The organism is Biformimicrobium ophioploci (assembly GCF_030270605.1).
Lineage (GTDB): Bacteria > Pseudomonadota > Gammaproteobacteria > Pseudomonadales > Cellvibrionaceae > Biformimicrobium > Biformimicrobium ophioploci.
The window spans coordinates 312,239-325,469 of record NZ_BSYJ01000004.1; the positions used below are offsets into that span (position 1 = coordinate 312,239).

At 60.5% G+C, this 13,231-nt stretch carries 8 protein-coding genes; 4 read left to right on the forward strand and 4 right to left on the reverse strand.

The window, feature by feature from the left end; translation table 11 throughout:
• Positions 1–475: 475 nt before the first annotated feature.
• On the reverse strand, positions 476–3,802 hold the full coding sequence (locus tag QSJ80_RS11205; RefSeq protein ID WP_285764541.1) for a hybrid sensor histidine kinase/response regulator: 3,327 nt from the start codon (positions 3,800–3,802) through the stop codon (positions 476–478).
• A 240-nt stretch (positions 3,803–4,042) separates the two neighbouring features.
• Between QSJ80_RS11205 and QSJ80_RS11210 the strand changes: the two genes are divergently transcribed.
• Positions 4,043–6,211 carry a TonB-dependent receptor gene (locus QSJ80_RS11210; protein WP_285764542.1) on the forward strand — a complete coding sequence of 723 codons (2,169 nt, stop codon included), beginning with the start codon at positions 4,043–4,045 and terminating at the stop codon, positions 6,209–6,211.
• Between the two features lie 213 nt (positions 6,212–6,424).
• Positions 6,425–7,435: a nuclear transport factor 2 family protein gene (locus QSJ80_RS11215; protein WP_285764543.1), complete on the forward strand. Its 1,011-nt coding sequence runs from the start codon at positions 6,425–6,427 to the stop codon at positions 7,433–7,435.
• A 17-nt stretch (positions 7,436–7,452) separates the two neighbouring features.
• Here the strand turns inward: QSJ80_RS11215 and QSJ80_RS11220 are convergent, their stop codons facing one another.
• The 3 genes from QSJ80_RS11220 to QSJ80_RS11230 are packed head-to-tail and all read right to left on the reverse strand — an operon-like array spanning position 7,453 to position 10,706.
• Complete coding sequence (locus QSJ80_RS11220) at positions 7,453–8,466, reverse strand: ester cyclase (protein ID WP_285764544.1); 1,014 nt, start codon at positions 8,464–8,466, stop codon at positions 7,453–7,455.
• 15 nt (positions 8,467–8,481) lie between these two features.
• Entirely contained in the window at positions 8,482–9,231 is a 750-nt protein-coding gene (locus QSJ80_RS11225) for an SDR family NAD(P)-dependent oxidoreductase (RefSeq protein ID WP_285764545.1), read from the reverse strand.
• Between the two features lie 2 nt (positions 9,232–9,233).
• Complete coding sequence (locus tag QSJ80_RS11230) at positions 9,234–10,706, reverse strand: alpha/beta hydrolase family protein (RefSeq protein ID WP_285764546.1); 1,473 nt, start codon at positions 10,704–10,706, stop codon at positions 9,234–9,236.
• 202 nt (positions 10,707–10,908) lie between these two features.
• Between QSJ80_RS11230 and hisD the strand changes: the two genes are divergently transcribed.
• Both hisD and QSJ80_RS11240 read left to right on the forward strand, forming a co-directional pair.
• Positions 10,909–12,198, forward strand: coding sequence for a histidinol dehydrogenase (gene hisD, locus QSJ80_RS11235; RefSeq protein WP_285764547.1), 1,290 nt, complete (start codon positions 10,909–10,911; stop codon positions 12,196–12,198).
• A complete protein-coding gene (locus QSJ80_RS11240) occupies positions 12,173–13,228 on the forward strand; it encodes a LacI family DNA-binding transcriptional regulator (RefSeq protein WP_285764548.1) in 1,056 nt (351 codons plus the stop codon). Before hisD ends, QSJ80_RS11240 begins: the two co-directional genes overlap by 26 nt.
• The last annotated feature ends 3 nt before the right edge of the window (positions 13,229–13,231 follow it).

Below are 13,231 nucleotides of genomic sequence, written 5' to 3' on the forward strand. Positions count from 1 at the left end.
TCTGTTTATTATTACTAGTTGTACGAGGTGGAGGGGGAACCATGCCAAAACATTTGCCGAAAGGTTTCTAAACTTTGACTTAAAGAGAAACCGTCAGGCAGTTTTGGCATGGATCACCGTCCGCCTCATTTGATCCTGCTAGTTCTTCAGGTGGGTGGTAATCCGCTCCAAAACTGCCTGACGGTTTCTTTTTTATCGTCAGATAGGAAACCTTTCGGCAAATGTTTTGGAGCGGACTCCCACCCACCTTGCTCCCTCCCACATTATTGGGCTGTTCTGTCTCCTGGAGCCTTGTGCTGCTCGTTGGCGGGGGCCGGGGAATCCCTTGAGAAACATTTGCCGAAAGGCTTCGTATTCAAGCCTTGAGAGAAGCCGGCAGGCAGTTTCGCAAGGGATTACCGGGCGCCCGCGTGCTCTGGTAATAACGCAGGTCCCAGGGTCAGGGTACGCACTCCCCATACCCTGCCTATACGACTTAAGTTGTAGCTGCTTCCCGCGTCTGTGTGGAGCGTAGCAGCGCCCGCAGTGCCGCCGGCCGCACCGGCTTCTGCAGGAAGCTGAAACCGCGCGACTGGGCCAGCTTGCGCACCGCATCGGTGTTCTCCGCCGAGATCACCACGCAGGGGCACACCTCATCCCAGTGCTCAAACAGCGCGGACGCCAGGTCGATACCGTTATCGCCGTTATCCAGGTGGTAATCGACCAGCAAAATGTCCGGTGTAGCGTGCCCGAACGCAGTGGAATACCCGGTGCTGGTCGATACCCGGCAGCCCCAGCTTTCCAGCAGGGTCTGCATCGCTTCGAGAACTGATGGCTCGTTGTCGATACTCAGGACTTTGAGGTCCAGTGCCGCCTTGCCGCCGGCGCTACCAGAGCGGTTCACATTGTTGCGGAAGGCTGCTACCGAGCGCTGCAGGCTGAGCGAGAATACGCTGCCGTGGCCGGGGCGCGAGTGTAGCTGCAGCGGTGCCTGCATCAGGCGACAGAGGCGCTCCACAGTGGCCAGACCCAGACCGTAGCCGCCGGCGCTGTTGGAGAAGCGGCTGAACTCACGGAAGACTTCCTGTTGCTGGTCCCTGGCAATACCCACGCCGGTGTCCCATACCTCAATACTGATGCGGCCCTTGCGGCGCCGTGCGGCCAGCAGTACACCACCTGTTTCTGTATACTTGACCGCATTTTCCAGCAGGTTCTGTACCACGCGGCGCAGCATGTTTTCATCGGCGCGCACCCACAGCTTGGGACAGCGTACCCGCAGTTCCAGCCCCTTCTTCTCGGCACGCAGGCCAACTTCCGTGGCGAGTGCCCCCAGCAATTGTTGCAGATCCACCGCAATCGGCGCCGGGCGGATATCGCCAGCATCGATGCGCGCCAGTTGCAGGATATCGGTAATCAGCTGTTCGGCCGCGTGCAACGCACCGCTGGTGCGCTCCACCAGCTTGCGGCTGGCGTCGTCCAGGTCGCGTGCACCCAGCGCGTCCAGGAACAGGCCGCTGGCGTTGAGTGGTTGCACCAGGTCGTGACTGGCGGCGGCGAGGAAGCGGGTCTTGCTGGCAATCGCCTCCTTCAGGTCTTCATTGAGGCTTTCCAGTTCCGCGGTGCGCCCGGCAACCTTCTCCTCCAGGCGTGACTTGATGTCCTCGAGCTCATCCAGGGTATGCACGAATTCGGACACATCGGTGTAGGTGGTTACAAAGCCGCCGTCCGGCAGGGGGTTGCCGCGGATTTCCAGTACCGTGCCATCCTTGCGGTGGCGGCGCACCTTGTAGCAGGTGCCCCGGCGCAGGTGAGCGACCCGCTTGTCGACGCTCTCCTCGATGCTCTCACCGCCGAATTCGCCGCGCAGCGCGTTGAATCGCACCAGTTCAGCCACGGGCTGGCCCACGTAAATCATTTCCTGTGGGTAGTTGAACAACTCGATGTAGCGGCGGTTCCAGGCCACCAGGTTCAGGTTGGCGTCCACCACGCTGATGCCCTGGTCGATATTGTCGATGCTGCTCTGCAGCATGCCGCGGCCGAACTGGTAGATTTCGGAGGCAGCATCCACGCCGAAGCGATCCGCGCCGGGCTCGCCCAGTTGCGCCAGCAGTCGGCGGGCACTGGCGGAGCCGACGATCCCGGCCAGAACCTTTTCCGCCGTGTGCCGGTAGGCTTCGGCCTGCTGGGTCGATGACTGCCCCTGTTCGCGGATCTTGGCAAAGGTACGGCTGGCCGCCTCGGAACCGATAAAGCGGGCCAGCAGCTGGTGCAGGCTGGCGCGGTCGCTGGTAGTGCTGGCATTGCCGTCGGCCTCCGGGCGCCAGCGGCGCTCGGCTACGGAAACCAATAGTGCCACGCCGATATTCACGCTGAGGCCGAAGAAGCCGGTAATCGTCAGGTGATTCCAGCTGGCCAGGGGGAAGGGCAGCAATGCTTCCATGCCGAGTGCGGCAGGCAGCGAGTAGCAGCCCCAGATGGCGGCACCGGTGATGAGGCCGGCAATGATCCCGCAGGCCGTGGGCCGCTTGTGACGCTTGGGCCAGTAACCGGCGGCCAGCATGGCGGGTGCCAGTTGCGCCACCAGCGCCAGCGACAGCAGGCCAAAGGTGCCGAGCCGCACGTCGGGACCGATCAACTCATTGACCAGGAACGCCGCAATCATGATGGCGGCAATGATCAGGCGACGGACCTTGAGCAGGTCCTGGCCGAGCGGTTGCCGGCCGGGCTGGATCTGCAGCTGGCGCAACCACCAGGGCACCACCATGGTGTTGGAGATCATGGTGGACAGGGCGATGGTGGCGATGATCACCATGCTGGAGCCTGCTGACAGGCCGCCGATAAACGCCAGCATCGCCAGCCAGTCCTTGCCGCCCTCGATCGGCAGGGCCAGTACGAACCGCTCCGGGTTGGTATAGCTGCTGGGCAATTCGATCAGGCCGCCGTAGCCAACTGCCAGGATCGCCGCGGCCAGGATGCCCAGGTACAGCGGGATCAGCTTGCGTACGATGCTGATGTCCTTGTCGCTGTCACTTTCAATCATCAGGATATGGAACTGCCGTGGCAGGCAGAACATGGCTGCCATACCCAGCACCACGGCCGCAAGGAACCCGGTGTCAGCGGGGCGCGCAGATCGCAGCGCCTCGACCCGTTCGCTGGACAGCGCTTCCCGGGCCAGCTCGCCCGCACCATTGAAGCCGTTGTAAAGCGCAAACCAGGCGACCGCAACGAAGGCCCCGATCTTGACCAGCGCCTCCAGGGCTACAGCCAAAAGCATGCCGTTGCGGTGCTCGCCGCTGTCGATATGGCGGGTACCGAATAGCAGCGCGAACAGGCCCAGGGTCAGGCTGACCACCGCGGTCAGCATCGGCGCGTGGGTGTCGGGGCTGTCGGCGAGCAGCTGGAAGCTGTCGGCCACCGCGCGCAGCTGCAGTGCGAGGTAGGGCAGTACTGCGACCATCGCGATCAGTGCGACGGATGCGGCCAGTACCGGCGAGCCACCGAACTGGGCGCTGATGAAATCGGCAATGGAAGTGGAGCCCTGCTGCTTGCTCAGGCGCACCAGGCGCTGCAACAGGGGCGCGCCGAACAGCAGCACCAGACAGGCACCCAGAAATGTGGGGGGGATGATCCAGCCTTCTTCCACCGCCTGCGCCGGGGTGCCAAAAAACATCCAGGCACTGGTATAGGTGCCGGCCAGCGCCAGCAGGTAGGGCTTGAAGCGCTTGAGCTTGTGCGGCCGGACCCGGTCGCCCCAGAATGCCACTGCAAACAGCAGCAACAGGTAGGCGAGGGCCACCAGGGCCAGGGAAACGATACTGAACACTCGGTCTGCCTTTATTTATTCTTATCCACCAGGTGGATAGCAGTTCTGCCGCACAGGGTATGCGGTCCACCGAGTCCATTCTATGGCACGCGCCAGCGGCGTGGCGTTTCCCCCTATCATACCTAGGTCTAACAGGCAGCGACAGCCGTAGCGGCTAGAGTCCCGTAGTACAAACCCCCGGAGCCCTGCCGTACGCGTGGCATCGGATATAAAAACCACACCAAAGTGTTGGAGATAATAATGAGAGTTCCCACCTTGAAGGTTAATCCAATTGCCGCCGGCATCATGCTCGCCTGTGGCGCCTCCCTGGCCTACGCTGAGCCCGCACTGGAAGAAGTAACAGTTACCGCTCAGAAGCGTGAGCAATCCCTGCAGGAAGTTCCGGTTGCGGTAACCGCAATTGGCGAAGCTGCGCTGATGGAGAACGGTGTCGTCGATATGACCGACATCCAGAAACTTTCTCCTAACACCACATTGCAGGTCAGCCGTGGCACCAACTCCACCCTGACTGCCTTTATCCGTGGTATCGGCCAGCAGGATCCGCTCTGGGGTTACGAGCCGGGTGTTGGTATTTACATTGATGACGTTTACATCGCACGCCCGCAGGGCGCGGTGATGGATGTGTTCGACGTGGAGCGCATCGAAGTACTGCGCGGCCCGCAGGGCACCCTGTACGGCAAGAACACCATTGGTGGCGCGGTCAAATACGTCACCAAGAAAATGAGCGGTGATACCGACGTTTCTGTTGGTACCAGCCTGGGTAGCTACAACCAGCGCGACTTCAAGATCAAGGCTTCTACCGGCCTGACTGAAAACCTGAATATTGGTGCAGCGGTTGCCAGCTTTAACCGCGACGGCTTCGGTGAAAACATTGTTACCGGCGAAGACCAGTACAACAAGGATATTATGGCTGCGCGTGTGAGCCTGGAATACTCCCCGACCGAAGACCTGTTCTTCCGTTTCGCCGCAGACAAGACCACTGATGATTCCGCTTCCAAGCACGGTCATCGTTTCACCACCGGCTTCGGTGGTGAGGAAGTACTGAGCAGCGTTTACGATACCCAGTCCAACCTGCCGGCCGACAACCTGGTTGAGACCAGCGGCATGTCCCTGACTGCCGAGTGGCAGGTTTCTGACAGCATCACTGTCAAGTCCGTTACTGCCAGCCGCGAAGGCGAGACCGAGACTGTTATCGACTTCGATAGCGTCCAGGCGGCGGGCTTTGATGTTCCGGCCTACTACGACGACGAACAGTTCTCCCAGGAATTCCAGCTGGTCTGGCAGGGTGAAAACGCTGACCTGGTGAGCGGCATCTACTACTACGATGGCACCGCTGCTGGTGGTTACGACGCGGTTCTGGCTGGCAACGGTATTACCGTGAATGTTGAGGGTGCCGTAGACACTGAAAGTCTGTCTGCTTATGCCCACTACAACTGGCAGTTTGCCGACCAGTGGAACCTGAACCTGGGCGGTCGTTACACGCGCGACGAGAAAGCTGCAGACGTATACAACGCAGTATTGCTTGGACTTGGCAGCGATCTGTCACACGACAAGTACTATGCCGATACCCCGGACTCAATCGTTATCGCGGTCCGTACCGACTATACCAACAGCGATTCCTGGGGTGAGTTCTCCCCGCGTGTCGGTCTGGACTATCAGGTTAATGATGACCTGATGATGTACGCGTCCTACAGCACTGGCTTCAAGAGCGGTGGATTCGACATGCGCGGTGTAGCGACAAGCAACCCGCTGACTTCCCAGGGCTATGCACCGGAGACCGTACGTACTGCTGAAATGGGCTGGAAGCTGGACGCCATGGATAACCGCCTGCGTCTGAACGGTGCCATTTTCCGCGCTGACTACACTGACATGCAGCTCACCACCCAGCGTCTGCTGGAAGACGGCACTACCGCTGGTGACGTGCTGAACGCCGGTAAGTCCCGCATCCAGGGTATCGAGCTTGAAGCCTCCCTGGCTCTTACCGATAACCTGACTGCCAACGCCAACCTCGGCTGGGTCGATGCGGAATTTGTTGAGTTCATTTCCGGTGGTGTGGATATCTCCGATACCCGCGACATGCAGAACACTCCGGATACCACCGCCATGGTTCAGCTGAACTGGTCTGTTCCGGTTGGTGCTGGCGAAATGGTTGTTGTACCGTCCGTTTCTTACCGTGCTGACACCCAGATCTTTGAAACTCCGGGGATCCTGGACCAGGAAGCTTACTCCCTGGTTGACCTGACAGCGACTTACTATAGCGCTGACGGCAAATGGAGCCTGGGCCTGCAGGGCAAGAACCTGGCGGATGAGGAATATCGTATCGCTGGCTACACCTTCGGTGGTCCGTTCGATACCGGTTTCTACGGTGCTCCACGGACTGTCGCCCTCACCGGCACATACAACTTCTAAGTTTTGGCCCCGGCGGGGTGCTTGCGCCCCGCAAATCCTCTTCTGGTATTTTCTCGCGATTAGATCGAGTTTTTGCGGTGGCATTGCCACCGCTTTTTTGTGTCTGTCGGTTTTGCCTTTCGCTAGTTGACTTCGAATGCAAAAAGCGGTGTTATGCTGTTTTGGCGTTGGCCGTGCGGCCGCTGCCCGATGACGTATCCCGGAGTAATTTCGATGCAGGATTTTCAACAGGAAAAGGCGCTGGTGCGGCAGTACCTCGCCGATATGGAGAGCGCTTCCGCCGACGCGGTCGAGTCGGTGATGGCCGGCTATGCGGCCGATGACTACCGCTTTTACGGCGTGCACCCGTTCAATGAGCTCAGCGGTGTGGCCGAGGTGGCCGCAAAGGTCTGGCGCCCGCTGAAGCAGGCGCTGACCCGTATGCAGCGTCGCCAGGATGTATTTATGGCGGGCGAGAGTGAGATCGATGGCGATCGCTGGGTCACCAGCATGGGCCACTTTATGGGCCTCCTGGACGGCGACTGGCTCGGCATCCCGGCGAGCCGCAAGCTGGTGATGTTGCGCTACGCCGAGTTCAACTGCGTCAAGGACGGCAAGATCAGCCGTACCGGTTTTTTTGTGGACATCATTGGCCTGATGCACCAGCTCGGCATCAATCCGCTACCGGTGCAGACCGGGGCCTCGTTCGTCTACCCGGGTCCGCGCGATCACGATGGCTTGCTGTTCGATGCGCACCCGCCGGAAGAGGCGGCCCGTACGCTCGAGGTCCTGAACCTGATGATCGACGACCTGAGCGAACTGAACCGCACTGCCAATGACCGCTGCCCGCCGGAGTTACTGGCGCGTCGCTGGAGCGAGGATATGGTCTGGTACGGCCCGGCCGGAATCGGTGCCACCTACACCATCGAGCGTTATCAGCAGCAGCACCAGTATCCGTTCCGGGAAGGCCTCAAGGACAAGGTGTTCAACGGCCATGTGTGCCGTTTTGCCGAGGGCAACTTTGCCTGTTTCTTTGGCTGGCCCAACCTGTCCAATACGCCGACGGGCGGTTTTCTGGGGCTGCCGGGAGGGGAGATCCGCGCGGACATGCGGGTGGTGGATGTCTACCGCCGCGAGGGCGGCAAGCTGGTGGAAAACTGGGTGCTGATCGATATTCCCTACTGGCTCAAGCAGCAGGGATTAGACATCCTCGAGCGCACAAGCTCTATCGTAAATCCGGCCTGACCATTACAGGCCCGGCGCTAGCGCCGGGCCTTGTTGAATTCGCGCATGCGCGCAAACACATCCACGCCCAGCTGCGCGTAAACGTGCAGCAGGTCCACCAGTACCCAGTTCTCACGGATCATGCCGTTCTCGCAGCGCCAGAAGTCCAGGCTGCGCATGGTGATCTTCTGTCCGGCCGGGGCAATCCCGAGCCAGCCATCGCCACTCACGCTCATGTACATGCCCGGCCACGCGGTAAAGCCCACGTAGTCGCCATCGGCAAAGATATGCCCGGCGCCGGCATCGCCTACGCGATCCGGCAGGCCATTCAGGAACGGAATCTGGTGCCAGTTACGAAAGCCCTGGATGCCGCGCCCGGTGCCAATACCCGAGGGCCCGTACCAGCTGCAGCGCGGGTGCCAGTACTTGTCGAGCTGCATGCCTTCCACGCCGCCAGTGGCATAGTTGCCCAGCGCATCGCACATATCGTGCACCAGTTTCTGGCTGCGCGCCGCGCGCGCACGGTCGCCGGAGTCAATACTGAGTCCGTCCTGGGTGGCCGGACCCGGTACATGCCATTCGCGCCCGAGGCTTGGCACCATCGGCCAGGCACCGGCCTGCATCATGACTTCCGGGATATCCCACAGCGCCTGCATCTCCACCACGCGGCCCTGCTCGATCCGATAGAACTCGTGGAAGCGCATGGAGACCTGGTGTCCGGTCGCCGGTATATCCAGCCAGGATTTTTCGAATGAGCCGGTGTAATAACCGCAGCAGCCCACCCAGTTGTGTCCTTCGGGCGTCCCGCCAGCCATGACGATGGTGTCGCGCCGTTCCAGGTCCGGAATGGCGCTGGCCAGTGGCTTAAGCACGCTTTCGAAAAGCGCATCGGGGCCGCTCAGCGTTTCAAAGGGGTGGCAGAGCTGCACCAGCGCGTCCGGTGCGAAGGTTTCCGCGATCGCACTGCGCACCGCGCCCTCGTCGAAGTCGTAAAGTGCCGCACGCAACGGTTGCAGCAGCTGCTTGTTCAGTTCGTGAATGTTCTCGGTCATGGTTTGAGGCCCGTCTTATTGTGCGGTCCAGCCGCCGTCCACCTTGAGGCTGTCGCCGGTGGTCAGGCTGGACAGGTCGCTGGCGAGGTAGAGCACTGCGTTGGCGACTTCCTGGGTGTGGCCAATACGGCCCATCGGGATTTTGCTGATCACTTCGGAGTGGAAGGCCTTGTTCTCGAACATCGGTGCGGTCAGCGGCGTTTCGATAAAGGTCGGGGCCACGGAGTTAACGCGGATGCCCTGTGGTGCCAGCTCCACGGCCAGCGCCTTGGTAAAGCCTTCGATGGCATGTTTGGTCATGCAGTAGGCGGTGCGGTTGGCAGCGCCGATATGCCCCATCTGCGAAGTGATATTGACGATGGAGCCGCGGCCGTTGCGCTGCATCACTTCCGTCGCCGCCTGTGCGGCCAGGAATACGGAGCGCACATTCAGGTTGAGCATCAGGTCGAGGGTCTCCACCGGCAGGTCGGTGATCGGCATCGGCTTGTTAGTGCCGACGTTGTTGACCAGGATATCCAGCCGGTCCAGTTCGCGTATTGCCGTTGGCAGCGCGTCACTGGCGGCATCCATCGCCCAGGTCGTAATGGCCCCCGGCGCCTCGGCTGCCAGGGCGTCCAGGTCCTGCTGGTTGCGCGCTACGGCGATCACGCTCGCGCCGTGCTGCGCCAGTGTGAGTGCGCAGGCGCGGCCAATGCCCTTGCTCGCCCCGGTTACCAGTGCGATCTTGCCCGTCAGGTCCAGAGAGGGTGTCTTTACTTCACTCATGCTTAATCCTTGTCTTGCGCTTGGGCAGTTGTATCGCAGTGAATGGTGTCCGGCTTTTCGCCCGAGAAAAATGCCAGGTCACGCGCGAGCGCGCAGGGGAAGCCTGCAACTGTGCCCTCGGGAGAGTACCACCGGTGCTCACTGATCTTGAGGCTGTGGTTGGTACCCGGATATTCGAATGCGTAGCTGGTCACACCCTGCTGCGACAGTCGTTGCTGCAGGTCGTGATTCCACGCCGGTGGTGAATAGTAATCGCGATCGGAAAAGTGCAGGGCCAGCGGCGTGTGCAGGTGGCGGGTATCGCGATACGCGCTGATTTTTTCCAGCGCGTTTTCAACGCGAGGGTCGTTTTGTACGGTCAGGGTCCCGGATTCGCTTCGGGCAACCGCAAACGTCGGCGCGCTGATGTCCAGCGCATAGCGGTCTATAGCCCGGTACATTTCCTCGTATTTCTGCTGCAGTGCCAGCTCCACACTCTCGATCGGGAAGCTGTCCTTTTGCCAGGTCCATTCCGCCGGGTGTGGTGTTGCGATCCAGTCCTGCGGATAGCCAAATACAAAATCCGGGTTGGTTGCACCGCTGGTACTGGTGGCAGTGCCGGTCCAGCTGCCGTCACCGGACAGGAAAGCCTGTGCGGTCTTGCCCATGGGGCCGAAGAAATTGGCCTGGGTGAATTTGTCGGCGATATTGCCGGCCCAGATGGAAGCGTGGCTGAAGCTGCGCGGCGTGTTCGGGTTGTCACCGGTGATCGCCAGCGCGGTCAGCGCCGCATCCCCGCCCTGTGAGTGTGCTACCAGGGCAATCCGGTCCGTATTGACCGAAGGCGGCTCGATGCCGAAGGTATCCCAGTTGAGTGCCGGGAGCTTGTCCACACCCTGTAACAGGTTGACCAGGTCGATGGCGTAGAAGCTCGGCGCCAGATAGCTGCCATTATCCCAGGCTTGCATGAATTCGATACCGTCCGCCGGTTTACCGGCAACGGTACCGTGACCGCGGTAGCCGGGGGTCAGTACCACGTAGCCACGGCTGGCGAAGTGCTGGACCAGCTCGCCATAAAAATACCCGCTCTTCAGGCCCAGGTGATAATCGGGGGCCTTGTCGATGCCCACCCAGCCATGGCCGAACACCACTACCGGGTAGCCGCCCTCTGGGGCCTCGCCACGGGGCACATCGATCCGCGTATAGACGTTCAGCCCGTCGGAATCGTAGCCAGCCAGCAGGGTATCGAAACTGCCGTCGCTGTCCTCGGCCTCGGCACGTTCGAGCAGTTGCATGTGTGTGCCGTATGTCCGGGCACGCAGCTGCTCGATGCTGATATCGTTGAGGCTGTCGAGGCAGGCGCCAGCTGCAGCTTCGGGGCAGTCTGCTTCCGGTGCAGGGCTGCAGGCTGTGATTGCGGCGGTACAGCTGGCAATGGCCAGTGCCAGCTTCAGCCGGCGGGCGGCCGCGCTACGGCGCATCGGTACTCGGTTCATAGGTATCTTATTCGGGTTATTGAGAGCCGGAATGTGCCACTGGCTGATTTCGAAGTCAAACCGTGACCGGGCCGGTCCCACTATGTGCTGCGGGAGTGGGCGGTTTACTGTCGCGGTGGATTTTGCATCGAGTATTGCATTCGAAGTCAAACGGCGTATACACTCGCCCCGGGAAACAATAAAAATCCATGGGAGGCAATTCATGGCGACATACATCAAGAACGGCATTGACGCCGAAACAGCGCAGACTAACGACAAGAAAGTCCGTGAAATTGTCGAGGGCATCCTCGGCGAAATCGAAAAGCGCGGCGACGCCGCTGTTCGTGATTATTCCGGCCAGTTCGACAACTGGGTGCCGTCGAGCTTCCGCCTCTCCGAGGAGCAGATCAAGGCGTGCTATGACCGACTGGACGAGAAGACTATCGAGGACATCCGCTTCGCGCAGCAGCAAGTGCGCAACTTTGCGCAGGTGCAGCTGGACTCCATGCTGGACGTGGAAAAGGAAACCCTGCCGGGCGTATTCCTGGGGCACAAGCACATCCCGATGAACAGCGTTGGCTGTTACGTGCCGGGCGGCAAGTACCCGCTGGTGGCTTCCGCGCACATGAGTGTTGCAACGGCAAAGGTTGCCGGTGTGAAGCGCGTGATTGCCGCAGCGCCGCCATTCAATGGTGAGCCGAACCCGGCAATCGTGGTGGCCATGGATATGGCTGGCGCGGACGAAATTTACTGCTTTGGCGGTGTGCAGGCGATTGGTGCCATGGCGATCGGCACCGAGACCATTGCGCCGGTAGACATGCTGGTGGGCCCGGGTAACGCGTTTGTGGCGGAGGCCAAGCGCCAGTTGTTTGGCCGTGTGGGTATCGACCTGTTCGCCGGCCCGACCGAAACGCTGGTCATCGCCGACGACACCGTGGATGGCGAACTGTGTGCAACCGACCTGCTGGGGCAGGCTGAGCACGGCGTCAACTCGCCGGCGATCCTGCTCACCAATTCCGAGCAGCTTGCACATGACACCATGGCAGAAATCGAGAAGCAGTTGCAGACCCTGGAGACTGCCGAGGTGGCCGGCCAGGCCTGGCGCGATTACGGCCAGGTGATCCTGTGTGATTCCTACGAGGAGATGGTGCAGGTTGCCGACGAGATCGCTTCCGAGCACGTGCAGGTGATGACCAAGGACCCGAATTACTTCCTCGAGAACATGACCAACTACGGCGCACTGTTCCTGGGCCCGGAGACCAATGTTTCCTATGGCGATAAAGTGATCGGTACCAACCACACTTTGCCAACCAAGAAAGCGGCGCGATATACTGGCGGCCTTTGGGTCGGCAAGTTCATCAAGACTTGCACTTACCAGCGCGTGACCCCCGAAGCTTCCGCCATGGTCGGTGAATACTGTTCACGTCTGTGTGCACTGGAAGGCTTTGCCGGGCACAAGGCGCAAGCAGATATTCGCGTTCGTCGTTATGGCAAAGACAAAACAGGTCAGTAACAAAGCTGTTGAAGCAGAACAGGGAAACGATGCGCATCGTGGTCGCGTAACATCCTATGATGTAGCGGCCCACGCCGGTGTTTCCCAGTCTGCGGTCTCCCGTTGTTTCAAGCCCGGTGCCAGCGTATCCAAAAAGATGCGCGACCGGGTGATGAAAGCGGTGGAGGAGTTGGGATATCGTCCAAACGCCATTGCGCGCGGCCTGATTACGCGGCGCTCCAACATGGTTGGGGTGATCGTATCCAACCTCAATTTCTATCCTGAAGTGCTTTCCGAACTGAACAAGCGGTTTATCAGCCGTGGCGTTCATGTGCTGTTGTTTGCGCTTGACCAGGAAAGTGATGTCGGCTCGATTCTGGAGCAACTCTGGCAGTACCCGGTTGATGGCGTGGTTGCCGCCGCGCACCTGACGCCCGAGCAGATTGCACTGTTCGATGAGCGTGGGGTGCCGCTGGTGTTTTACAACCGCGCTTACCAGGATGTTCCGGTCAGCTCGGTTTGCTGTGACCAGTCCGAAGGCGAGCGCATGCTGGTCAGCCAGCTCGCCGGCAGCGGCAAGCACAAGGACTTCGGCATTATCGCCGGTCCGCGGGATTCCGTGGTGAGTATGCAGCGGACCGAGGGTGCGCTGGCACGGCTGAAAGAGCTCGGCTTCGATCAGGTCAATGTGGTCTCCGGTGACTACACCTATGAGTCTGGCCGCCGTGCCATCGGCAAACTGCTGGAAGCGCGCGGGGAAATGCCGGATGCCATCATCTGCGCCAATGACATGATGGCCATGGGCTGCATGGACGAGCTGCGTTTCAAGCACGACCTTGATGTGCCGGGGGATGTTTCAGTAGTGGGTTTCGATGGCGTAAAGGCAGCAGCCTGGGCCAGTTTCAACCTCACGACAGTGACCCAGCCGGTAGAAAGCATGGCCGAGGCGGTTGTCACCATGCTGCTCGACAGGATCGATAACGACGGCCTGCCGCCAGAGAAGCGCACCTTCTCCGGTGTGCTGCGCTCCGGCGGCTCTATCAGGCAATAATCC

Bases quoted from the DNA above. Each gene is read 5' to 3' on its own strand.
- QSJ80_RS11210 (WP_285764542.1), top strand. From the start codon at position 4,043: ATGAGAGTTCCCACCTTGAAGGTTAATCCAATTGCCGCCGGCATCATG.
- QSJ80_RS11215 (WP_285764543.1), top strand. From the start codon at position 6,425: ATGCAGGATTTTCAACAGGAAAAGGCGCTGGTGCGGCAGTACCTCGCC.
- QSJ80_RS11220 (WP_285764544.1), bottom strand. From the start codon at position 8,466: ATGACCGAGAACATTCACGAACTGAACAAGCAGCTGCTGCAACCGTTG.
- QSJ80_RS11225 (WP_285764545.1), bottom strand. From the start codon at position 9,231: ATGAGTGAAGTAAAGACACCCTCTCTGGACCTGACGGGCAAGATCGCA.
- QSJ80_RS11230 (WP_285764546.1), bottom strand. From the start codon at position 10,706: ATGAACCGAGTACCGATGCGCCGTAGCGCGGCCGCCCGCCGGCTGAAG.
- hisD (WP_285764547.1), top strand. From the start codon at position 10,909: ATGGCGACATACATCAAGAACGGCATTGACGCCGAAACAGCGCAGACT.
- QSJ80_RS11240 (WP_285764548.1), top strand. From the start codon at position 12,173: ATGGCAAAGACAAAACAGGTCAGTAACAAAGCTGTTGAAGCAGAACAG.